This window comes from Tenebrionibacter intestinalis, assembly GCF_016632365.1.
Taxonomy (GTDB): domain Bacteria; phylum Pseudomonadota; class Gammaproteobacteria; order Enterobacterales; family Enterobacteriaceae; genus Tenebrionibacter; species Tenebrionibacter intestinalis.
Map to the genome: position 1 here is coordinate 34,266 of NZ_JAEPBH010000027.1, position 21,520 is coordinate 55,785.

General features: G+C 55.4%; 21 protein-coding genes and 1 tRNA gene. 6 read left to right on the forward strand and 16 right to left on the reverse strand.

Going from position 1 to position 21,520, the window contains the following annotated elements; genetic code table 11:
- Window positions 1-3: 3 nt before the first annotated feature.
- The gene (gene aroC, locus JJB97_RS11320) at window positions 4-1,089 is read right to left on the reverse strand and encodes a chorismate synthase (RefSeq protein ID WP_238714122.1); all 1,086 of its coding nucleotides are present in this window, start codon (window positions 1,087-1,089) and stop codon (window positions 4-6) included.
- Between the two features lie 66 nt (window positions 1,090-1,155).
- On the reverse strand, window positions 1,156-2,088 hold the full coding sequence (gene prmB, locus JJB97_RS11325; RefSeq protein ID WP_238714123.1) for a 50S ribosomal protein L3 N(5)-glutamine methyltransferase: 933 nt from the start codon (window positions 2,086-2,088) through the stop codon (window positions 1,156-1,158).
- Between the two features lie 174 nt (window positions 2,089-2,262).
- Between prmB and smrB the strand changes: the two genes are divergently transcribed.
- Window positions 2,263-2,814, forward strand: a complete 552-nt coding sequence (gene smrB / locus JJB97_RS11330) for an endonuclease SmrB (protein ID WP_238714124.1) — start codon at window positions 2,263-2,265, stop codon at window positions 2,812-2,814.
- A gap of 227 nt (window positions 2,815-3,041) precedes the next feature.
- Here the strand turns inward: smrB and sixA are convergent, their stop codons facing one another.
- From sixA to fadI, 3 genes are all read right to left on the reverse strand, one after another.
- A complete protein-coding gene (sixA, locus tag JJB97_RS11335) occupies window positions 3,042-3,530 on the reverse strand; it encodes a phosphohistidine phosphatase SixA (protein WP_238714125.1) in 489 nt (162 codons plus the stop codon).
- Window positions 3,531-3,743: 213 nt separating this feature from the next.
- A complete protein-coding gene (fadJ, locus tag JJB97_RS11340; RefSeq protein ID WP_238714126.1) occupies window positions 3,744-5,894 on the reverse strand; it encodes a fatty acid oxidation complex subunit alpha FadJ in 2,151 nt (716 codons plus the stop codon).
- Window positions 5,894-7,204 carry an acetyl-CoA C-acyltransferase FadI gene (gene fadI, locus JJB97_RS11345; protein WP_238714127.1) on the reverse strand — a complete coding sequence of 437 codons (1,311 nt, stop codon included), beginning with the start codon at window positions 7,202-7,204 and terminating at the stop codon, window positions 5,894-5,896. Before fadI ends, fadJ begins: the two co-directional genes overlap by 1 nt.
- Window positions 7,205-7,691: 487 nt before the next feature.
- On the opposite strand from fadI, the gene JJB97_RS11350 reads away from it, so the two are divergent.
- Window positions 7,692-8,492, forward strand: a complete 801-nt coding sequence (locus JJB97_RS11350) for a DUF1460 domain-containing protein (RefSeq protein ID WP_238714128.1) — start codon at window positions 7,692-7,694, stop codon at window positions 8,490-8,492.
- 427 nt (window positions 8,493-8,919) lie between these two features.
- Here the strand turns inward: JJB97_RS11350 and JJB97_RS11355 are convergent, their stop codons facing one another.
- A complete protein-coding gene (locus tag JJB97_RS11355) occupies window positions 8,920-9,204 on the reverse strand; it encodes a YfcZ/YiiS family protein (protein ID WP_238714129.1) in 285 nt (94 codons plus the stop codon).
- A 373-nt stretch (window positions 9,205-9,577) separates the two neighbouring features.
- Between JJB97_RS11355 and fadL the strand changes: the two genes are divergently transcribed.
- Complete coding sequence (fadL, locus tag JJB97_RS11360) at window positions 9,578-10,903, forward strand: long-chain fatty acid transporter FadL (RefSeq protein WP_238714130.1); 1,326 nt, start codon at window positions 9,578-9,580, stop codon at window positions 10,901-10,903.
- A gap of 139 nt (window positions 10,904-11,042) precedes the next feature.
- Here fadL and mlaA read toward each other — a convergent pair whose 3' ends face one another.
- The 10 genes from mlaA to ccmA form a co-directional block, all read right to left on the reverse strand.
- Window positions 11,043-11,804: a phospholipid-binding lipoprotein MlaA gene (gene mlaA / locus JJB97_RS11365; protein WP_238714131.1), complete on the reverse strand. Its 762-nt coding sequence runs from the start codon at window positions 11,802-11,804 to the stop codon at window positions 11,043-11,045.
- Window positions 11,805-11,903: 99 nt separating this feature from the next.
- Complete coding sequence (gene ccmI, locus JJB97_RS11370) at window positions 11,904-13,106, reverse strand: c-type cytochrome biogenesis protein CcmI (protein ID WP_238714132.1); 1,203 nt, start codon at window positions 13,104-13,106, stop codon at window positions 11,904-11,906.
- Entirely contained in the window at window positions 13,103-13,570 is a 468-nt protein-coding gene (locus JJB97_RS11375) for a cytochrome c-type biogenesis protein (RefSeq protein WP_238714133.1), read from the reverse strand. The genes ccmI and JJB97_RS11375 overlap by 4 nt, the downstream gene beginning before the upstream one ends.
- The gene (locus JJB97_RS11380) at window positions 13,567-14,124 is read right to left on the reverse strand and encodes a DsbE family thiol:disulfide interchange protein (RefSeq protein ID WP_238714134.1); all 558 of its coding nucleotides are present in this window, start codon (window positions 14,122-14,124) and stop codon (window positions 13,567-13,569) included. The genes JJB97_RS11375 and JJB97_RS11380 overlap by 4 nt, the downstream gene beginning before the upstream one ends.
- The gene (locus JJB97_RS11385; RefSeq protein ID WP_238714135.1) at window positions 14,124-16,073 is read right to left on the reverse strand and encodes a heme lyase CcmF/NrfE family subunit; all 1,950 of its coding nucleotides are present in this window, start codon (window positions 16,071-16,073) and stop codon (window positions 14,124-14,126) included. Before JJB97_RS11385 ends, JJB97_RS11380 begins: the two co-directional genes overlap by 1 nt.
- Window positions 16,073-16,549 (reverse strand): cytochrome c maturation protein CcmE, encoded by a 477-nt coding sequence (gene ccmE / locus JJB97_RS11390; RefSeq protein ID WP_238714136.1) that lies wholly within the window; start codon window positions 16,547-16,549, stop codon window positions 16,073-16,075. Before ccmE ends, JJB97_RS11385 begins: the two co-directional genes overlap by 1 nt.
- Window positions 16,550-16,768, reverse strand: coding sequence for a heme exporter protein CcmD (gene ccmD / locus JJB97_RS11395; protein WP_238714137.1), 219 nt, complete (start codon window positions 16,766-16,768; stop codon window positions 16,550-16,552).
- Window positions 16,768-17,505 carry a heme ABC transporter permease gene (locus JJB97_RS11400; RefSeq protein ID WP_238714138.1) on the reverse strand — a complete coding sequence of 246 codons (738 nt, stop codon included), beginning with the start codon at window positions 17,503-17,505 and terminating at the stop codon, window positions 16,768-16,770. The genes ccmD and JJB97_RS11400 overlap by 1 nt, the downstream gene beginning before the upstream one ends.
- A gap of 105 nt (window positions 17,506-17,610) precedes the next feature.
- Window positions 17,611-18,270, reverse strand: a complete 660-nt coding sequence (ccmB, locus tag JJB97_RS11405) for a heme exporter protein CcmB (protein ID WP_238714139.1) — start codon at window positions 18,268-18,270, stop codon at window positions 17,611-17,613.
- Window positions 18,267-18,887 carry a cytochrome c biogenesis heme-transporting ATPase CcmA gene (gene ccmA / locus JJB97_RS11410; RefSeq protein WP_238714149.1) on the reverse strand — a complete coding sequence of 207 codons (621 nt, stop codon included), beginning with the start codon at window positions 18,885-18,887 and terminating at the stop codon, window positions 18,267-18,269. Before ccmA ends, ccmB begins: the two co-directional genes overlap by 4 nt.
- Before the next feature lie 191 nt (window positions 18,888-19,078).
- Here ccmA and JJB97_RS11415 point away from each other — a divergent pair, with 191 nt between their 5' ends.
- From JJB97_RS11415 to JJB97_RS11425, 3 genes are all read left to right on the forward strand, one after another.
- Window positions 19,079-19,945 carry a formate/nitrite transporter family protein gene (locus JJB97_RS11415; RefSeq protein ID WP_238714140.1) on the forward strand — a complete coding sequence of 289 codons (867 nt, stop codon included), beginning with the start codon at window positions 19,079-19,081 and terminating at the stop codon, window positions 19,943-19,945.
- A 94-nt stretch (window positions 19,946-20,039) separates the two neighbouring features.
- A tRNA-Arg gene (locus JJB97_RS11420) sits at window positions 20,040-20,114 on the forward strand.
- Window positions 20,115-20,291: 177 nt separating this feature from the next.
- On the forward strand, window positions 20,292-21,482 hold the full coding sequence (locus JJB97_RS11425) for a tyrosine-type recombinase/integrase (protein WP_238714141.1): 1,191 nt from the start codon (window positions 20,292-20,294) through the stop codon (window positions 21,480-21,482).
- The last annotated feature ends 38 nt before the right edge of the window (window positions 21,483-21,520 follow it).

The following is a 21,520-nucleotide window of genomic DNA, read 5'->3' on the forward strand; positions in this document are numbered from 1 at the left end:
GCCTCACCCGCGTGGAAGTGGAATTGTTACATCGCCATTCTGACCACGCTGACGTAGCAGATGATCCATCAGCACAATAGCCAGCATCGCCTCAGCGATCGGCACAGCGCGAATGCCGACGCAGGGGTCGTGGCGACCACGGGTGATCATGTCCACCTCTTTACCATCGCGGGTAACGGTGCGGCCCGGCACGGTAATACTGGAAGTGGGCTTGAGCGCAATATTTGCCACAATTTGCTGGCCGCTGCTAATACCGCCCAACACGCCGCCTGCATGGTTACTCTGAAAGCCTGCGCGGGTAATTTCATCACGATTTTCGCTACCGCGCATCGCAATAACGTCGAAACCGTCGCCGATTTCCACGCCCTTAACGGCATTGATACTCATCAGTGCGTGAGCAATATCGGCATCGAGACGATCGAACACCGGCTCACCAAGGCCCGGCGGCACGTTGTCGGCGACTACGGTGACTTTCGCACCAATAGAATCGCCCTCTTTTTTGAGCGCGCGCATCAGTTCGTCCAGCGCGTCAATACGCGCCGGATCGGGACAGAAAAAGGGATTTTGCTCCACCTGCGCCCAGTCGATAACCTCCAGCGGAATATCGCCCATCCGGGTCAGGCAGGCGCGCACCTGGATTGCGTGCGTTTGGGCCAGGTATTTTTTAGCGATAGCGCCCGCCGCTACGCGCATCGCGGTTTCACGCGCCGAAGAGCGCCCGCCGCCGCGGTAGTCGCGCAGGCCATATTTTTGTTCATAGGTATAATCGGCATGGCCCGGGCGAAACAGATCTTTAATAGCGCTGTAATCCTGAGAGCGCTGATCGGTATTTTCAATCAACAGACCAATGCTGGTACCGGTCGTGACGCCTTCAAAAACGCCGGAAAGAATTTTAACCCGATCCGGCTCGCGACGCTGTGTGGTATAGCGCGAGGTACCGGGGCGGCGGCGATCGAGATCGTGTTGTAAATCCGCCTCGGTAAGCGGGATACCCGGCGGCACGCCGTCTACAATGCAGCCCAGCGCCGGGCCGTGAGACTCGCCAAATGTCGTTACTCTGAAAAGCTGTCCGATACTATTCCCTGCCATCACGGCTCCTTACCGTTGTTGCGTCGTCGTTATGATGGAAGCCGGCGGGTGCTGCCCGCCTTGTTATTAGTCGCGATAGATGCTGAAGTGCTCACGCGCGGCGACAAGCTGCGCTTTGGTCAACATGAAAACGCCGTCGCCGCCGTTATCAAATTCAAGCCAGGTAAACGGCACCGTGGAATACTGCTCGGTCAGATGCACCATGCTGTTGCCCACTTCACAAATCAGCACGCCATCGTCGCTGAGGTAATCCGGCGCGCAACCCAGAATGCGGCGCACCAGCTTAAGACCGTCGGCGCCCGCCGCCAGGCCAAGTTCCGGCTCGTGATGATATTCACCCGGCAAATCATCCATATCTTCAGCATCCACATACGGCGGATTGGTCACGATGATGTCGTACTGCACTTTCGGCAGGTCCCGGAACAGGTCGCTGCGAATCGGCGTTACATTATGCAGCATACCGTGCGCTTCAATATTGCGTTCGGCAACCGCCAGCGCGTCGGTAGAAATATCCACGGCGTCCACTTCAGCTTGCGCAAAAGCGTAAGCACAGGCGATAGCGATACAGCCGCTGCCGGTACACATATCAAGGATATGGCGCGGTTCGCGTTTAATCAGGCCGCAAAAGCGCGTATTGATCAACTCGCCAATGGGAGAACGCGGCACCAGTACGCGCTCGTCTACATAAAATTCGTGACCGCAAAACCAGGCTTTATGCGTCAGGTAGGCTACGGGAATACGCTCATTCACGCGGCGAATCACGCGCTCAACGATACGGTGGCGCTCGCTGGAAGTCAGGCGCGAGGCGCGCATATCTTCAGGAATATCCAGCGGCAGATAGAGCGTAGGCAGAACCAGTTGAACGGCTTCGTCCCACGGGTTATCCGTCCCGTGACCGTACCAGATACCGGCGGCGCTGAAGCGACTGACGGCCCAACGCAGCATATCCTGAATTGTGTGCAGTTCGCTGACTGCCTCATCGACGAAAATTTTGTCCACTTTTGCCCTCCGCCGGACGATGTCGCATGTTATTCGGCGGCTAGTTTGCCATGAACACCGCCACAAATCAGCAGGCAAGCGTAAAAGTGACGCGACGAAGCAGCCGCGCGCGCCTTAACGGTAAGGATAAAAGCAGGTACACTTCGGAATATTTCGTATTCGCACGAGAGACGCATGAAGAAGCCACCTTCGCTCAGCCCTGACGATAAAGCGCTGTTTCGCGGCCTGATGAGCGGCGCGCGCAAATTGACTCAGGACACGGTCGTGCATCGCCCAGCGCGCAATAAGCCCGCAAGGCTTCCGGAAAAGCGCCTGATTAGTGAGCAAATCGACGCCAGCCACTACTTTTCAGATGAATTTCAGCCTCTGCTGTCGGCCGAAGGGCCGTCGCGCTATGTGCGTCAGGATGTCGATCATTACGAACTCAAAAAACTACGTCGGGGCGACTATTCGCCGGAACTGTTTCTCGACCTGCACGGGTTAACGCAGCAGCAGGCCAAACAAGAACTGGGGGCGCTGATTGCCGCCTGTCGCCGCGAACGTATCTGGTGCGCCTGCGTGATGCACGGCCACGGCAGACATATTCTTAAGCAACAGACGCCGCTGTGGCTGGCGCAGCACCCGCACGTGATGGCCTTTCATCAGGCGCCGAAAGCGTATGGCGGCAACGCTGCGCTACTGGTGCTCATTGAAATAGAAGAGTGGGTGCCGCCAGCGTTGCCCTGAGCTTCAACGCCCGGTAATTAAGAAAAGCCGCACAACGCGGCTCAGAGACTGCTGACAAACCCCATCCTGTCGCAGACAGGGCGAAATACAATAAAAAGCAAGAAAAATCAAAGGTTTGATTTTCACCTGCTTACCACAAAGAAGAAAAACCCCGTTTTTTCTTTCTTTATCAACAAACTGAGAGCCGCATAAAGCGGCTCTCAGAGTGGATTTTCTCACTTCGTTCGTCAGATGGCTTTCGCCATTTTCAGATTACAGGGACTCATCTGCCAGTTAAACACCCCCTGGCCGGTACTGGCATCCAGCGTAACGTTGGCAATGGCCGAAGTGGTAAACATCGGCGCTGTCTCACCAGGGCATAGCTGCGCGACCAGATAACCGACAAGAGGCAGGTGAGAAATAACCAACACAGACGCTACCCCTTCGTCTGCCAGCGCTTCAAGATACGCGCCGACCAGGCCAACGTCGCCGCCGGGCGTAAGCTCGGGCAGCACGTCTTCTTTTTCAGGAAGCGTTAACGCGCTGCGCACGGTTCCCAGAGTCTGTTCGGCGCGCAGATAAGGGCTCACCAGAACGCGTTCAATGCTCACCTTCTGATTCTGCAACCAGGCCGCCATCTGATGGGACTCGTCACTGCCGCACGCGGTGAGCGGACGGGCAGAATCACTGACGGCATCAAGAGCTGCGTCGCCGTGACGCATAATAAAAACTTGCATATTGCACCGCTTTTGTTGACCAGAAACGCCGGCATTTCCACGCCTGGTATAACACCACAACCAGGCAATCGCCGGCGGCCCGGCATTGTGCCTGAACCATTTTATGAATGGAACGCAGTCTTTTACCCTAACGGCGTAAGTATAGTCAATCGCCGTTTACAAAATGAACGACTTAGCGCTTTCACACCCGCATATTCTGTCAAAAAATGGGGGTTATACTCCCGCCTGCGGCTGACATTTTTCATTATCCCTCCTGCATTCATCCTCCTGTGCGCGACGCCGCAGCGCTTCACACGGCATAAAACGATCGCCGTAAGCCTCTGCCAGGCGTTCGAGTTCATCAACCACACGCCGCGCGCCCAGCGTCTTCATATAATGAAACGGCCCGCCGAGAAACGGCGGGAAGCCGATGCCGAAAACCGCGCCGATATCGCCGTCTCGCGTATTGCGCACAACGCCTTCATCCAGACAGCGCGCCGCCTCGTTAAGCATCATCATCATACAGCGGCGGGCGATAGTCTGCTGCGGCTGGCGGGCTGCGGGCGCAACGCCCAGCAGTGTGTAGATGGACGGGTCGGCCTTTTTGCTGTTTTTACGCCCTTTTGCCGGATAGAGATAGAATCCGCGGCCATTTTTTCGCCCTTTGCGATCGTCATTCAAAATTGCTGAAATATTTTCAGGCGCAGCGAAGCGTGAGCCGTAGGCCTGTTCAAGTACGGGAATTATTTTTACGCCAACGTCGATACCCACTTCATCCAGCAGCCGAACAGGCCCTACCGGAAAACCTGCGTCCACCAGCGCGTTGTCTATGTGCTCAATCGGCTCGCCTTCGGCCAGGCAGCGCAACGCCTCATTTATATAGGGCGCCAGTATGCGGTTAACGTAGAAACCGGCCTTATCAGCCACCACAACCGGCGTTTTTCCTTGCCGCTTTGCAAGGCTTACTACAGTAGCGATGGTTTGCGCGCTGGTGCCGGCATGGGGAATAACCTCCACCAGCGGCATTTTATCTACCGGACTAAAATAGTGCAGCCCGATAACCCGCTCCGGGTGCTGCGCCCGCGCGGCGATATCGCGGATCGGCAGCGACGACGTGTTGGAGGCAAAGATAGTTTGCGCCGCCGCATTAGCCTCCACCTCCGCCGCCATCTGCTGTTTTAGCGCCAGATCTTCAAACACCGCTTCAATAACGACATCGCGATAATGAAAGCCGCTGTAATCGCTCGTCCCTGAAATACGCGCCAGCGCGCGGTCACGCTCCGCGGACTTCATGCGTCGGCGGCGCACACGTTCACCGAGTAAGTTCCAGGTGTAGTTAAGCGCGTGGTTAATGCCTTCTTCACGGATATCGCGAATACGTACCGGCAGCCTGGCTTTAGCGGCCGTCACGCAGGCAATGCCGCCGCCCATCAGGCCGCCGCCCAGCACGCCGATTTGCCTTAGCGGGCGCGCTGCGGCATCGCTGCCTGCCTCTTTTTTTATCTCCGTGCCGGCAAAGAACAGATGGCGTAACGCCGCTGATTCAGGCGTCATCGCCAGCTCGCCGAAAGCGCCCGCCTCGGTTTCATAACCTGCGCTGCTGCCCTGAGCCAGCCCCGTGCGAACCGCCTCAATAATGCGCTCGGGCGCGGGGTAATTCCCCCGCGTTCTGGAGCGCGCTTTTTTAGCCGCCATGCTAAACAACAGCGCGCGCGCAACCGGCCCGGCCAGTATACGCTCGCGTACAGGAAGCGCGCGACGGGGCTTATGGCGCTGTTTTACCAGCGCCACCGCGCTTTCCAGCAAAATAGCGCGCGGCACGACATCATCCACCAGCCCGGCCTTTAGCGCCTGACGGGGGCGAAGCTGTTTACCGGTCAGCATCATTTCCAGCGCCAGCGTCACGCCGACCAGACGCGGCAGCCGCTGCGTCCCGCCCGAACCGGGCAGCAGGCCAAGCCGCACTTCCGGTAAACCAAGCCGCGTGCTGTCATCATCGCTGCATATGCGGCGATGGCAAGCCAGCGCCAGCTCCAGCCCGCCGCCGAGGCAGGGGCCGTGGATAGCAGCCGCTACCGGCACCGGCAATCCGGCGATTTCAGCCATAAGCCGCTGCCCCTTTTGCGCCAGCGACTGGGCCTGGGCTGCGCTTTTACAGCCTGCAATCATATTAATGTCCGCGCCGGCGATAAAATTGTCGGGCTTGCCGGAAACGATTACCACGCCTTCAAGCAACGGATTCTCACGTAACTGGCTCAGAATATTGCGCACCTCATCACCAAAGTCTGCCCTGAGCGTATTCATTTTCTCGCCGGGTACATCGATAGTAATAACGGCAACGTTGTCCGGGCGTAGCGCCAGCGTGAATGCAGATGTCGTTGTCATTATTCAACCTCCAGAACCATTGCCGCGCCCAGGCCGCCCGCCGCGCAGGCGGTAACCAGCCCCAGGCCGCCTCCGCGGCGGCGAAGCTCATTAAGCGTCTGGGTTATCATGCGTGCGCCAGTGGCGGCAAAAGGGTGCCCGTAGGCGATAGAGCCGCCAAGCACATTGAACTGATCTTCTCTCACTTCGCCCGTGGCGCGATCTCGTCCCAGCGCTTCACGGGCGAAACGCGTACTGGCGAGCATTTTCAGATTGGTCAGCGCCTGAGCGGCAAAAGCCTCATGCATGTCAAACAGCGTCAAATCGGCAAGCGTAATCCCCGCTCGCTCCAGCGCCAACGGCGTGGCCCACGCAGGGCCAAGCAGCATATCCTGCCAGACGTCAATGGCGCTAAAGGCATAGCTGCGCAGGTAACCTATCGGCGTCAGACATAGCTCGCGCGCCCGGGACTCAGTCATCATGATAAGCGCTGCCGCCCCGTCGGTAAGCGGCGTGCTGTTCGCCGCCGTGACGGTACCGTGTCGGCGGTCAAACGCCGGGCGCAGTCGGGCGTAGTCAGCAAGGCTCCCGCCCCGACGCACCACGTTATCTTCGCTTAGCGCCTCGCGATACGGCGGCACTCTTGCGGTCATCACTTCCTGTGCCAGTTTACCCTCCTGCCAGGCTTTCGCCGCCAGTTGGTGCGAGCGGTGAGCCAGCGCATCCTGCTCTTTGCGCGTAATGCCGTGCGTTTTAGCCATCTGCTCGGCAGTATCTCCCATACGCAGCCCCGTGGAATACTCAGCGACCGCCGGCGGCACGGGCAACAGATCGCGCGGGCGCAGCCGTAAAAAAAGCGCCATTCTTTGGCGCAGGCTACGCGCTTTATTAATATCAAGCAGCGTACCGGCAAGCTTTTTACTAACGCCGACTGGCAATACTGAGGCGGAATCGGCGCCGCCGGCAATCCCGGCGCGGACGCTACCCGCCATAAGGCTTTCAGCAAGGTTCGCCACCGCCTGAAAGCTGGTGGCGCAAGCGCGGCTGACGCTGTAGGCGTCGGTATGTACGCTCATTCCAGCGCCAAGTACAATTTCACGCGCGATATTCGGCGCTTCGGGCATCTGTATCACCTGGCCAAATACCAGTTGTTCAATAGATTGCGCCGGGATTTCGGTGCGGGCCATCAGTTCCGCAACCACCATTTTTCCGAGACAGACAGCGGGCATGCCGCGAAAGGCCGTCGCCTGGCGGGCAAATGGCGTACGCAATCCGCCGACAAATGCAATGCGCTCACCCGCGCGGGTAACCAGAGGAAAAGGCTGCTTCATAACATTCCTTGCAAATGGCCGTGTGGCAAAGGTGGTCTGACCTGAAACAGTCTTATCCAACGGGAGAAAAATAGCCAGCCGGTACCGGCAAAAATTGCGAAGCGCTACACGGAAAGAAAAAAGAATTATCGCTAATGATGAAACCCCGTTAATAACCGGGGAAAGCATAATTGCGGTAAAATAATCTTTTTTATTATTTAATTAGCCGTATTTACCTGTTGTGGCGTTATTCATTTTTTTATCCCCGAAAAAGAAGCGCGTCAGAACTGCTGATTTTTCGCCTGACTTACAAGCTGGCTTAACCGGGTTGATTAATCTGAATTATCAGGCAAATTACGTCAGCAAATAAAACTATGCGATGCCTTTCACACTTAATACGCACAATACCTATATACTTTACTTTGCAAACATCTATCGATATTTATATGCCTCCATAACAAATATTGTCGGTAAGGAAAAAAGGAAGTGCAGACTTCAGGGAGAGAATATGACATTCAAAGTATGGTCAATTTTGTTGTTATCGTCATATCTGTCGGCCTGTAATGCCCCTGGCTCAGAGCATTACCAGACCCGGATAGACCCCGTGACGGCCGAAAAAGTGAAGCGAATTATCCGTTCGGATGTTATTCCTTATAAAGGCGAAAGCCACGGAAAAATTATCAAACGCGTGTCAACCTCTTTTCTCGGAACGCCTTATCAGGAAAATACGCTCATCGGCGGGATCGGCACGCCCGAAATACTTGTCGCGAATTTTAACGGCGTGGACTGTTTTACCCTGATAGATTACATTGAGGCAATTACCCACAGCCACGATCAAAAATCGTTTCTGCGTAATCTGGCCAGAACCCGCTACACCGCAGGCAAAGTTGATTATCTCAGTCGCAGGCACTTCTTCTCCGACTGGTTCGCCACATCACCGCGCAATGCCCGGGACATTACGCCGGATATCAGCCCTGAATATGCTATTGCTGACAAACAGCTTAACCGTAAACCTGAGGGCGGCGAATATATCCCAGGTTTGGGTATTCATCCCCGTAAAATAAATTACATTCCCGGAAAAGCGATTAATCAGCAGGTGCTGAACCGTCTGAATGACGGAGATTATGTCGGCGTTTACTCGCCGGTTGAAGGCCTGGACGTCTCGCATGTAGGTATCGTGGTTCGTCACGACGGGCAGGTATGGTTCAGAAACGCTTCCTCGCTGGCTGCAAACAAAAAAGTAGTGGATTCGCCGTTTATGGAATATATGCAATCAAAGCCAGGCATCGTTGTGTTGCGGGCTGAATGACAAGGTTGTTGTCCGGCTTTTCCTGCTGGTAAATCGCCGCATGGCGCCGCACATCCGATCGCTGGTGAACAGAAGGAGTTTGTCGCCTTCTTTTGTGTTTACTCTGGCCTGTCGGATGTATGTTAAGCGGCGCTTTAGCTTTCTATGCCGGGTAAACCCTGAGGCGATCTTTTTCCGTTACGCCCTGACATTATCTCACTGCTGGAAATGGCGCGCGGATGAGGGGGGGGGGGGTTACGCCACGGAAAAACGATGGATATTGTACACAAACAAAACCCGTGTTCTGAAAGCGCTGGCGAAGCCTGAGACAGCAGAGACTGCCGGCCAGTACCGGTTTTCCTGAAGTTATTGATGGGCATATTGCCAGGCCAGGCGGGCGTGGCCTGCTGGAAAATAACGCCCTCCGCACGGAAGGCGTGAGGAAAAATTAACGCAAACCAAGCTGAAAAATTAACGCTTCTGCCTGACAGGCAAAAAGAAAATCAATATCCAGGCGAACGCCGTCGGCCTCATCAGTAAAGGTAGAGGTTATCTGACACGGTTCGGATTCTGCAGCGCGCGCCTTTTCAGTCAGCGCGGCAAGCGTCTCCTGCGCCTGCGCTTTATTTGCAAAAACCCGGCTATAGGATGCCGTGCAGTCGGTGTTGTCCATAATGGTGCCAACATCCATACAACAGCAAACCGGGGTTTCATCAGCGGTACATTTACTCATTTTGTTTTCCTCTGAATTTTGCACCAGCGGGTGCGCCGATAATCAATCTGGTTATTTTACGCGCCCCTCCCGACAGCCTCCAGCGGTTAATTCATTTCACCTTTTTAAGTGACGTAAATCACGCTTAAAAATGATCTAAAACAAAAAACATGATTGTGTTCAGGCTGCCGTTCGGTCTGTTTTGCCAGCCAGATCTCGTTTCAACGATCAAAAATGAAAATTACCATAAACAAGGTTGCAACATTTTTAGCGGCTCGTCCTATACTCCTGCAACTGGTCTGATTTCCAGCAGAGTCGATAGCCCCTACACTTCCGCGCTCTTGTTACGGCATGTAACATTGTTTAATAAAAAATAATTGATGAGGTTTTGGTCATGAGCCAGAAAACCCTGTTTACAAAGTCAACTCTCGCAGTTGCAGTGGCATTAGTATCCGCACAGGCCTGGTCGGCGGGCTTTCAGTTAAACGAATTTTCCTCATCTGGACTTGGCCGTGCCTATTCAGGCGAAGGCGCCGTTGCCGATAACGCCGCCTCCGCCAGCCGTAACCCGGCAACGATTATGATGTTTGATCGCCCAACCTTTTCCACTGGCGCCATTTTCATCGACCCCCAGGTGGATATCAGCGGCGCCTCGCCTGCGGGCAACAGCCTGAAGGCGGACAATATCGCGCCAACGGCCTGGGTGCCGAATCTTCACTTTGTGGCGCCGATTAACGATCGATTTGGCTGGGGCGCATCCGTTACCTCTAATTATGGACTGGCCACAGAATTTAACGACAGTTATCCTGCTGGCTCTATGGGCGGCAAAACCGACCTTGAAACTCTGAATCTTAACCTCAGCGGCGCCTGGCGCCTGAATGATAGCTGGAGTTTTGGCCTCGGCTTTGACGCCGTTTACGCACGCGCCAAAATAGAGCGCTACGCAGGCGACCTGGGCCAGATTGTTGCCGGGTCCGGCGCTATCACCAACCCGGCGCTTGCAGGCCAGGTCGCCGCAATCCCGGGCAACACGCAGATTGCGCACCTTAAAGGCAATGAATGGGGTTTTGGCTGGAACGCCGGCATCCTTTATGAACTCGATAAAAATAACCGCTATGCATTTACCTACCGCTCTGAAGTAAAAGTCGATTTCGACGGCGCATACAGCAGCCAGCTTCCGTCTGCCTATAATCCTCTGCTGAGTAACTTTGGCCTGCCTGCCGGTACCGACGGGCGCACGGTGGACGGTTCTCTGACGTTGAATCTCCCGGAAATGTGGGAAATTTCAGGCTATAACCGCGTTGCGCCGAAATGGGCTGTACACTACAGCCTGACCTACACTAGCTGGAGCCAGTTCCAGAAGCTGGAGGCGAAAAACAACGCCGGGCAGAGGCTGTTCTATAAAAATGAGAACTTCAAAGACGCCATGCGTATCGCGCTGGGCACCACGTACTATATGGACGATAACTGGACGCTGCGCGGCGGCATTGCCTTTGACGACAGCCCGATTCCGGCAAATACCCGCTCTGTTTCAATCCCGGATCAGGATCGCCTGTGGCTAAGCCTCGGCACCACTTATGCCTTCAATCAGGATGCTTCTGTCGATCTGGGCGTCTCTTATATGCACGGCCAGAGCGTCACTATCGAAGAAGCGCCGTACACCTTCAAATCGAAGGGGCAGGCGTGGCTATATGGCGCGAACTTTAACTACGCGTTCTGATAGCGCACCAGAGCGTATAACCTCAAAGCGGGCCGTCTGGCCCGTTTTTTATGCCCGTCATACCCGCGCCAATATTGCTTTTCAGTTTATTACCGGTATAAAAAAGGCGGGGCTACGCCCGTCTGGCTCTTTTATCCGTTTATGACCCGGCGTCGATATCTTTAAGCTCATCTTCAATCGCCTGCGCGTTCGGATTTTCCTCTGGTTTAAGCTCGCCGCCGTTAGCAATAAAATCGTGACGCTGGAAGTAGGCTTCACGCACCAGGATGTACGGATCGGAAGACTGGCGCAGCAGGCCGTCTGAGTCCAGCAGTTGGGCGCGAGTTTCAATCCCCTGAACTGTCCATTTGCCGATAGTCATCGGCCAGGTTAGCCAGGAGAGTACCGGATACAGCGTATCAACGGCGTCGCCGCCGTCATCACGCAGGGTAAAGCTGCCGTAAAAAGGTAGCTGTACATAAGGGCCATAGCCTACGCCATAATGCCCCAGCGTACTGCCGAAACGATGCGGCTCAACGCGTTGCAGCTTCGGGTTGGCAGCCCCTGCGACATCCATCAGCCCCCCCAGGCCAAGAAGCGTATTCAGGAAAAAACGCGTAAAGTGTACCGCGCCCTGATAGGGTTTACCCTGAAGAAAGGCGTTGACCATGATAGCGGGTTCTTCGAGGTTGCTGGTAAAGTTACTCAACCCATTGCGCGCAGGCTGCGGCACATAATCACGCCACGCCACCGCGACCGGGCGCACAATGTACGGGTCCAACACATTGTAGTTAAAGCTATATATAGTGCGGTTCCACCCCTCAAGCGGATCGGAACGGCCCTGAGTCTGTTCGCTTGAGGAACTGGCGCACCCCGCAAGTAGCGTGGTTGCCAGCGCCAGACCGGTCAGGTGAAATTTCATGCTAGTCTCCCTCAGGGAATCCCTTTTAACGCCTGAAGCGCGGCGCAACTGGCAAAGCGCGCCGGTTCGCAGCGATTTCTAATGACAGTGATGAGCGCATCAGGGCTGCTGCCGCGATACTTCAACCTGTACAGGCTGACGGCCCTGAAACGAGATCGGTTTACTTTCACCGAACCAGTCGCCGGGCTTCGGCGCGGGGGTGCCATCCCGGGAAATATGCACCTTCACAACGCCCTGCTGCACAGACGACAGCGGCCTGCCGGACATCATAGCGTCGGCGTCATCCAACGTCAGCGACAGCGGAAAATGGCCTGACGGTAATTTTTTTACCGCAACCGGCGCCGGCGACACGCCGTCCGTCACTGATACAAATATTATTGCGTTCCCGGGCAGCGCTTTTTGCGCAGCCGGCGAGAGGCTAATTGTAACAGTCCGTTTCACATTGTCTATGCCGGCCTCGGCTTTCGCCTGCGCAATACTGCGTTCAATTACCGCACGACGCGAGTCGTTATCAGGCAACAGGCGCAGCATAATCTGCCATGCGCCGATGGCCTCCTGCCAGCGCTGTTGTTCAAAAGCGCTGAACGCCAGCAGGCTAAGCGCGCGGATATTTGTATGATCGGCACGCAGCGCCTGGCGCAATATATCGCCGCCAAGCTGATTGTCCTGCGGATCGGCAGAACGCGTTAATACTTCAGCATAGTCCAGCTTCGTTTCAATGCTATCGGGCGCCAGCGTCCAGGCCCGTTCGAAAGCCTGGGTTGCGGTTGTCGCATTGTTCAGTACCATACCTATACGGCCCAGCATTTGCCACGCCTGCACGTTGCCGGGATCGTCCTGCAGCCGGGTACGCAGCCCAAGCCCCAGCCGCGTCAGCTCTTCGGTGGTCAGCGGCTTCGCCTGCGGGTCCATCACACGCTGCATTAATTCAGGCGTTTGCTCCACAACCTGACGCCACTGCTGCACGCGCTGCACGCTGGACGTTTTCAGATAAACCCCAACGCTTACTGCCACAAGCAGAAGCGCCGCAGGCACCAGAACCAGGCGGCTTAAGGGCTGTACCGGCGCGTCGGGCGCTTCGGGAATATCGTGCAATAGCGTTTGTTGCAGCTCGGCTATCGTCTGAGCGCGCTCTTCGGCGCTAACGCCCGCTCCATCCTGCTCAAGCTCCGCCAGCCTGTCCTGGTAAAAATTACGGTTCAGCGCATCGCGATCCGCCTGCCCGGCGCTGCCCCAGGGAATAAACAGTAGCGCTGACGTCGCCAGCAGCAAAACGACGATGGTAATAATCAGCGGCGTCATGGCGCATTCCTTTTTTCGTCCAACAGCGCTTTCAAACGCTGCTTCTCTTGCTCGTTAAGACCGGTTTGCTGACGTTTATCGCGCCCGCGAGCGCGGGCGACAATAACCCATGCGCCGCCGGCGATAAACAGCGCAGGCAACAGCCACAGAATTAGCGTTGACGGGGTAAGCGGCGGATCATAGGTGACGAAATGGCCATAGCGCGCCACCATATAGTCAATAATCTGCTGCTTGCTCTGCCCTTGCTGTTGCAGTTCATATACTTTCTGACGCATATCAGAAGCAATCATGGCGTTAGAGTCAGCAATACTGTTGTTCTGGCATTTAGGGCAGCGCAACTGTTCAGTCAACTGACGAAACTGTTGCTCCTGCGCTTCGTCTTTAAACGCATAGGTATCAATCGCCGCCAGCGCGCTAAAAGTGATACACAGCGCCAGCAGCCCGGCAAATACACGTACAATCATGCCCCCGCCTCCCGACTGTATTTATCCCACAGCGGTTTCAGCTCCTGTTGCCAGACGCGAGTATTCAGATCGCCCGCGTGACGATAGCGAATGATCCCCTTACCATCGATAAGAAAGGTTTCCGGCGCGCCGTAAACGCCAAGATCGAGGCCAAGCATACCGTCACCGTCAAACAGGCTCATGGCGTAGGGATTGCCAAGCTCGTTAAGCCAGCGGATCGCCTTTGCGCGATCGTCTTTATAATTCATACCGACCACGCGAATACCCTGCGCCGAAAGGCTGTTGAGAAAAGCATGCTCAGCGCGACAGGTGGGGCACCAGGTCGCCCAGACGTTAAGCAGCAGCGGCTTGCCATCGGTCAGTGCGGCCTGATTATAAATTTTACCGGGAATATCCAGCGATTCGAGACGAAATACCGGTACCGGTTTACCGATAAGCGCTGATTCCAGGCGCATAGGATCGTCGCCGTCGGCGTTGCGCACCAGTTGCCACATCAGCAGCGCGGCCAGCACCAGAAACAGCGCCAGCGGGATATAAAGCACGTTACGCTTCATCAGGCCCCCTTATGCGAATTGCGAAAACGGTAGCGACGATCGAACATACAAAATACGCCGCCCAACGCCATCAGCGCGCCGCCATACCAGATCCAGCGAACAAACGGCTTGTAATACAGGCGTACCGCCCAACTGCCATCGTTCAGCTCCTCGCCCAGCGCCGCATAGAGATCGCGCGTCAGGCCGCCGTCAATCGCGGCTTCGGTCATCATCATACGGCTGCTGTTATAGACGCGTTTTTCCGCATGCAGCGTCGCTTCATGCCTGTCGCCGCGGGTTACGTCAATAACGCCCACGCCGCCGCGCCAGTTTGGCCCGGCGACATCGCGCACTTCACGGAAAGTGAAGCGGTAGTCATGAATGGTCATGCTGTCGCCCGCTTTCATGCGCACGTCGCGCTCAACGCTATAGTTCTGGCTAAATGCGATACCGACCACCGTTACGGCCAGGCCCACGTGACCCAGCACCATGCCCCAGTGGCTGCGGGACAGTTTGGTCAGCCCGCGCCATAAACCGTGGCGATCGGTTGCGCGATCGAAAACTTCGCTAACGGCGAGAATAAAGACCCAGAAAGCCATCAGCAGGCCAACCACGGTCATCGCTTCAATGCGATTTTGCATCAGCCACGGTAGCAGCAGCGACAGCGCCACGGTTACGCCCAGCGCAATCAGCAGACGACGGCGCAGCTTGTGCGGTTCGTCGCGACGCCAGCGCACCAGCGGCCCGATGCCAAGCAGTAGCGCAAACGGCGCCATCATGACGCTAAACAGGGTATTAAAAAACGGCTCGCCCACGGAGATGCTGCCAAGGCCGAGCTGTTTATGCACCAGCGGCAGCAGCGTACCGAGAAGCACAACCAGCATAGCGGCCATCAGCAACACGTTATTACCGAGCAGAAATGTTTCACGCGACCACAGCGCATTGCCGACGCGTGAGCGCACCGAAGCGCCTTTAACCGCGTACAGCAGCAGCGAACCGCCGATAACCACCACCAGCAGCGCAAGGATAAACATGCCGCGCGCCGGGTCAGAGGCGAAGGAGTGTACCGATACCAGCACGCCGGAGCGCACAAGAAAAGTGCCGAGCAGGCATAACGAGAAGGCGCAAATGGCCAGAAGTACAGTCCAGGCCTTAAAGCTGCCACGTTTTTCCGTTACCGCCAGAGAATGCATCAACGCCGTCCCAACCAGCCACGGCATAAAGGAGGCGTTTTCTACCGGATCCCAGAACCACCAGCCGCCCCAGCCCAGTTCATAGTAAGCCCACGCGGAGCCCAGCACGATACCGAGAGTAAGAAAGACCCACGCCGCCTGCGTCCAGGGACGCGACCAGCGCGCCCACGCGGTATCAAGCCGCCCGGCCATCAGCGATGCGATAGAAAATGCAAACGCCACTGAGAAACCCACATACCCCATATACAACAGCGGCGGATGGAAAATGAGGCCGATATCCTGAAGCAGCGGGTTAAGATCGCGCCCGTCAATAGGATAATCCGGCAGCGTGCGGATAAAGGGATCGGAGGTAAAGAGGATAAACAGCAGGAAGCCGAAAGTGATCATGCCCATGACCGCCAGCACGCGCGCAACGGAGTCAAGCGGCATTCCGCGGCTTAACAGCGCTACAGCAAATGTCCAGCCGCTCATCAGCAGTACCCACAGCAACAGCGAACCTTCGTGCGCCCCCCAGGTAGCGGCCACGCGATACCAGACCGGCAGCGCGGAGTTAGAGTTGTTCGCCACATACAGCACGGTAAAATCGTTAACAACAAAGGCATGCACCAGAATCAGGAACGCGGCGAAGATCGACAGAAACAGCGCCCACGCCAGCGGGCGCGCCAGCGCCATGAGTCGCACGTCCTGGCGCGTCGCCCCCCACAGCGGCCACAGGCTCAGCACCAGCGCGATACCCAGCGCAAGGCACAACAGAAAGTTGCCAATTTCCGGCATCATCAGTGTTTATCCTTATAGGCCTCTGCCGGGCGATGGTGGTTTTCTTCCATCGCCGCTTTAACTTCTGGCGGCGTGTAATTTTCATCATGTTTGGCCAGTACTTCTTTCGCCACGATATGGTTGCCGGCTTCAAACTCTCCCTGGGCTACCACCCCCTGCCCTTCACGGAACAGGTCCGGCAGTATGCCGTTATAGCTGACGTCCACTACGCCACGAGCATCATAAAGTTTGAAGGTGACATTCAGCGTCCGATCGTCACGTTTCACCGAACCGGGCATCACCATGCCGCCCACGCGCAAGCGCTGGCCCGGCTCTGGCTTTCGCAGTTCAGCGCCTTTACCATAGAGAATTTCACCTGGCGTATAGAACAAATCAATATTGGCGCGCAGCGCATACAACACCAGCGTTACGGTCAACCCCAAACCGGCAATAACGGCGACGGCCAGGTAAAGCCGCGTTTTACGTCGTGAATTCACTTAAGCTTCCTCCGGTTCGTTATTCTGCCGCGCCGCGCGAATACGCTGTTCACGGGATGCCTGGCGACGCACGTCGGCCAGCAGCGCGCGGCGCTGCATAATGGTATGCCCAACCAACGCGATTAAAGAAATAAGGGTTGCCGCCACGGCCAGCCAGACGTAAAACGCATAGCCGCCCATCGCGGCAAACGCCTGCCAGCTTGCAAAAGCGCTCTGCATTACGCACTCCTCCCTTTTTGCGCCAGTGCAGCCACCCACGGACGACGGCGCTCCTGAATCAAAATTAAATTGCGCAGGCGCATCAACGCCAGCGTAACGAACAGGCTGAGGAAGCCCAAAATGCACCAGCGTAGCGGGATTCGCATGGCGGGATCGATAGTTTGCTGCATGTTCGTGGAGCCCTGGTGCAATGTATTCCACCACACCACGGAATAATGAATAATGGGCAAGTTGACCACGCCGACCAGGACCAGTATCCCGGCAGCGCGCCCGGCCAGGCGGCGGTCGTCAAAGGCGTTATAAAGGGCAATCACGCCCATATAGAGAAACAGCAGCACCAGCTCAGAGGTAAGACGCGCATCCCAGATCCACCAGGTGCCCCACATCGGTTTACCCCAGGCGGAACCGGTCACCAGCGCGATGAAAGTATAAACCGCCCCAACAGGGGCCATCGCGGCTACGGCCAGATCCGCCATTTTCATCTGCCAGACCAGGCCAATAAACGCGGCTATCGCCATAGAGGCGTAAATCCCCATCGACCATATCGCCACTGGCACATGCAGGTACATAATGCGGTAGCTCTGGCCCTGCTGATAATCTGCCGGCGCATAAACAAAGCCCCAAATACAACCTACCACCAGCAGGATGGCGCTCAGCAGCCAAAGCCAAGGAATGAAGCGCCCGCACAGGCTATAAAGCCGTTCCGGTTTAGCAAGCTGATGTAACGTTTTCCACATTGTAAATTGCTCACAAATTTCAAATTAACGCCGAGAATCCGCGCGTGATTCTCATCCCGAGTCCACCGTAGACGGCGACAGCCCCTTCGTTTTGCAGGCCGTTGTTTATTGCACGCTCACACGCAGCGCAGCGGCTGTCGCAAACGGACTTAGCGTTGCGCAACCGGCAAGAAAGGCACCGAGGATCGCCAGATAGCCGTTTACCGGCAGGTTCATCGCTGCCGCGTCCAGCGCTGCAGTGGCAAAAATTAATAGCGGTATCGTCAATGGCAACACTAACAAACTCAACAGCACGCCACCGCGGCGCAGCCCCACCGTTAGCCCGACCCCAATCGCGCCAAGAAAACTGAGCGTGGGCGTGCCAAGCAGTAGCGTGAGCGCCATCACTTGCCAGCTATGTACATCCAGCCCCAACAGTAGCGCCGCCAGCGGCGAGAGCAGCAGCAGCGGCAGGCCAGTCACGACCCAGTGCGCGGCCACCTTCGCCAGCACAACGGCAGGCAGCGGCAGCGGCAGCAACATAAGCTGCTCAAGCCCGCCATCCTGCCAGTCATCACGAAACAGTCGCTCCATCGCCAGCAGCGAAGAAAGCAGCGCCGCCACCCATACCACACCCGGCGCAATACGCGCCAGCAACTGCGGTTGCGGGCCAATACCCAACGGAAACAGGGTAATAACAATGAGAAAGAACCACAGCGGGTTGATAATTTCCGCGCCTTTGCGAAACGCCACACGCAATTCACGCCAGAAGATTTGCTGCATCATTGTGTCGCTTCCTCTTGCGTTAACGCGATATTGCGCAGCGGACAGGATAGCGGGCGCAACGCCTGGTGCGACGTGAGCAGCACGCTACCGCCCTGCCCTGCGTGACGTTCAAAGCAGCGCGTCAGTTTTTCAACGCCTGCGACATCCAGCGCAGTAAAGGGTTCATCAAGCACCCACAGGCTGGCGCGGCTAAGCCATAGCCGGGCAAGCGCTACGCGTCGCTGCTGGCCTGCGGACATTTGTGCGACCGGCACGTCTTCGTAACCTGCCATCCCAACGCAGGCCAGCGCCTGCCAGCGCGCATCCTGAGAACAGGAAGGATGGAAAAAACGCAGGTTTTCATCAGCGGTCATGACATTTTTAACGCCAGGCTGATGCCCCAGCCATAAAAGTTCACGATGAAAATCTTCACGCACGCGGTTAATTAACTCACCGCGCCAGCGCACGTGACCGGCTTGCGGGCTTGCCAGGCCGCTGAGAATGCGCAGTAGCGACGTTTTACCCGCGCCGTTGGCGCCCACGATCTGCACGACCTCCCCGGCAGCGACAGAAAAAGAAAGCGCGCTAAACAGCACTCTCTCATCGCGGACACAGGTCAGTTTTTGCGCATCAAGCATCGGGCAGAGGCTCCGTCTCATAAGAATTCGCGGCGCATAATATCACACACCCGGCGCTGGCTCTAAACCTGCGGTGCCCGACAGGTACTTATTAAGGGGTAAACTCTTTAACCAGATCAAAAAGAATTCAGATAGTTTTCGACGCCCGGCTACGCTTAACACAGAGGTTACAAACCAGCAGGACATTCATAATGGATACGTCACATGAAGACCAGGATATTCACTACGAGGAAAAACAGTTTCAGCGCCAGGATCAACAGATGCCGTCGCGAGCGATGGCGACCCATGAGCATATCCGCCACGACGGCGAAAAGGAGCTGGAACGCGATGCGATGGCTTTGCTGTGGTCAGCTATTGCAGCAGGGCTATCGATGGGAGCATCGCTGCTGGCAAAAGGCATGTTGCACATCCATCTTGGCGGCGTGCCGGCTGCGTTTTTACTGGAGTGCTTTGGCTACACGGTCGGCTTTATTATTATTATTCTGGCGCGCCAGCAACTGTTTACCGAAAACACCGTAACGGCCGTGCTGCCGTTTATGCATAAACCAACTGGTGGTAACTTACTGCTGCTGTTGCGTTTATGGGGGCTGGTGCTGCTCGGCAACCTGATCGGCACCGCGCTGGCGGCGCTGGTGTTTAATTTTATGCCGGTATTTGACGAAACAACCCACGCCGCCTTCAGCGAAGCAGGCGCGGTGGTGATGCGTAACTCTCCTGTAGAGATGTTTACCCGCGCCATCATCTCCGGCTGGCTGGTAGCAACTATGGTATGGATGTTGCCTGCCGCAGGTACAGCCAAAATTCTGGTGATTGTGCTCATGACCTGGCTTATCGCCGTAGGCGACACCACGCATATTGTGGTTGGAAGCGTGGAAGTTTTCTACCTGATTTTTAACGGCGAGGCGGCATGGCGCGAATTTCTCTGGCCGTTTGCTCTACCAACCCTTGCCGGCAATATTATTGGCGGCACCTTTATCTTTGCGCTGATTAGCCATGCGCAGATACGCAACGATATAGCCAATGAGAAAAAAGCGCAGCAAAAGAGGGAAGTGGATTAACTTACTGGCGACAGTTTGAGCAAACGGTCGGCTAAATGCTTAACGTCTTACGAAAAACGGGTATACTTGGCGACTCGCCGCATCAGGCTGCGTCGTCCCCTTAGTTAAATGGATATAACGAGCCCCTCCTAAGGGCTAGTTGTAGGTTCGATTCCTGCAGGGGACACCATACACACCTCTCCTGACATCTACCAAATTCAATAAAACCCTCTTATAATCAGTGAGAAACCCTCTATTCTGGCTATGCGACGTCAACTGATGTCTACCCATTTCAACGTGAATCAATAAACACTTGGGGGCCTTAGTGGGGGCTTATCCTGTTCAATGAAAAACGAGGCCCCCAAAAATGACCTTAAATGCGCGTCAGGTCGAGACTGCAAAGCCAAGAGACAAAGCCTATAAGCTCGCTGATGGCGGAGGACTCTATCTCATGGTCAATACTAACGGTTCAAAGTACTGGCGCATGAAATATCGATTTGCCGGGAAAGAGAAAAAGCTCTCATTCGGAACCTACCCGGACATCTCACTTTCGGAAGCTCGCACTAAACGAGATGAGGCAAGAAAGGTATTGGCGAATGATAAGGATCCCGGAGAGGTCAAAAAAGCCACGCAATTAGCTAAAAAACTCTCGGTTACCAACACATTTGAAGCAATAGCTCTCGAATGGTACAGTGCAAAAGTATCTGGTTGGTCAAAGAGTTATGCTGATTACGTCAAGCGAGCTTTTAAAAATAATGTCTTCCCCTATCTAGGCTCTCAGCCAGTTAATGAAATAAAACCACTGGAGCTTTTGTCCGTATTACAACGAATGGAAAAGCGGGGAGCGCCTGAGCTTGCAAGCAAAGTACGCCAGCGTTGTAGTGAGGTTTTTCGGTACGCGATTGTTACAGGTCGTGCCGAATACAACCCTGCTGCTGATCTTGGTAGCGCTTTGCAAGGCCATGAGAAAAAGCACTATCCCTTCCTTACCGCCGGTGAGCTGCCGGAGTTTTTGCAAAAGCTATCAAGCTACTCTGGAAGTCTTATTACTCTTCTTGCAACCCGTTTGCTCATGCTGACAGGCTTGAGAACAGTAGAGTTACGTCTGGCTGAATGGAGTGAAATTGACTTCGATAATCGTATCTGGGAAATTCCCAAAAATAGAATGAAAATGAAACGTCCTCATGTAATCCCGTTATCGGCTCAATCCTTGAGCGCTCTTCATCAACTGGAAGAACTAACAGGAACCTACCAGCTTATTTTTGCAGGGCGCAACGATGTTAACAAAGCGATGAGTGAAGCTAGCGTCAATATGGTCATTAAAAGGATTGGCTATGATAAGAGAGCGACTGGGCATGGTTTTCGCCATACCATGAGTACCATTTTGCATGAACAGGGCTTTAATACAGCCTGGATCGAGATGCAGCTCGCTCACGTGGATAAAAACAGCATTCGCGGCACATATAACCATGCACAGTATCTGGATGGAAGACGAGAAATGATGCAGTGGTACGCTGATTATATTGACAAGCTTCTCAGTTCATCGACAAAAAGTTAGTGGTTGTTCACCCGCACCTGAAGGTGCGGGGAACGCAA

Coding starts and splice junctions, on each gene's coding strand:
- ccmA (WP_238714149.1), bottom strand. CDS start 18,887: ATGCTTGATGCGCAAAAACTGACCTGTGTCCGCGATGAGAGAGTGCTG.
- smrB (WP_238714124.1), top strand. CDS start 2,263: ATGAAGAAGCCACCTTCGCTCAGCCCTGACGATAAAGCGCTGTTTCGC.
- sixA (WP_238714125.1), bottom strand. CDS start 3,530: ATGCAAGTTTTTATTATGCGTCACGGCGACGCAGCTCTTGATGCCGTC.
- JJB97_RS11380 (WP_238714134.1), bottom strand. CDS start 14,124: ATGAAGCGTAACGTGCTTTATATCCCGCTGGCGCTGTTTCTGGTGCTG.
- ccmD (WP_238714137.1), bottom strand. CDS start 16,768: ATGCAGAGCGCTTTTGCAAGCTGGCAGGCGTTTGCCGCGATGGGCGGC.
- mlaA (WP_238714131.1), bottom strand. CDS start 11,804: ATGAAATTTCACCTGACCGGTCTGGCGCTGGCAACCACGCTACTTGCG.
- fadL (WP_238714130.1), top strand. CDS start 9,578: ATGAGCCAGAAAACCCTGTTTACAAAGTCAACTCTCGCAGTTGCAGTG.
- ccmI (WP_238714132.1), bottom strand. CDS start 13,106: ATGACGCCGCTGATTATTACCATCGTCGTTTTGCTGCTGGCGACGTCA.
- JJB97_RS11400 (WP_238714138.1), bottom strand. CDS start 17,505: ATGTGGAAAACGTTACATCAGCTTGCTAAACCGGAACGGCTTTATAGC.
- fadJ (WP_238714126.1), bottom strand. CDS start 5,894: ATGACAACGACATCTGCATTCACGCTGGCGCTACGCCCGGACAACGTT.
- fadI (WP_238714127.1), bottom strand. CDS start 7,204: ATGAAGCAGCCTTTTCCTCTGGTTACCCGCGCGGGTGAGCGCATTGCA.
- JJB97_RS11415 (WP_238714140.1), top strand. CDS start 19,079: ATGGATACGTCACATGAAGACCAGGATATTCACTACGAGGAAAAACAG.
- JJB97_RS11385 (WP_238714135.1), bottom strand. CDS start 16,073: ATGATGCCGGAAATTGGCAACTTTCTGTTGTGCCTTGCGCTGGGTATC.
- aroC (WP_238714122.1), bottom strand. CDS start 1,089: ATGGCAGGGAATAGTATCGGACAGCTTTTCAGAGTAACGACATTTGGC.
- JJB97_RS11350 (WP_238714128.1), top strand. CDS start 7,692: ATGACATTCAAAGTATGGTCAATTTTGTTGTTATCGTCATATCTGTCG.
- JJB97_RS11425 (WP_238714141.1), top strand. CDS start 20,292: ATGACCTTAAATGCGCGTCAGGTCGAGACTGCAAAGCCAAGAGACAAA.
- JJB97_RS11375 (WP_238714133.1), bottom strand. CDS start 13,570: ATGATTGTACGTGTATTTGCCGGGCTGCTGGCGCTGTGTATCACTTTT.
- JJB97_RS11355 (WP_238714129.1), bottom strand. CDS start 9,204: ATGAGTAAATGTACCGCTGATGAAACCCCGGTTTGCTGTTGTATGGAT.
- ccmB (WP_238714139.1), bottom strand. CDS start 18,270: ATGATGCAGCAAATCTTCTGGCGTGAATTGCGTGTGGCGTTTCGCAAA.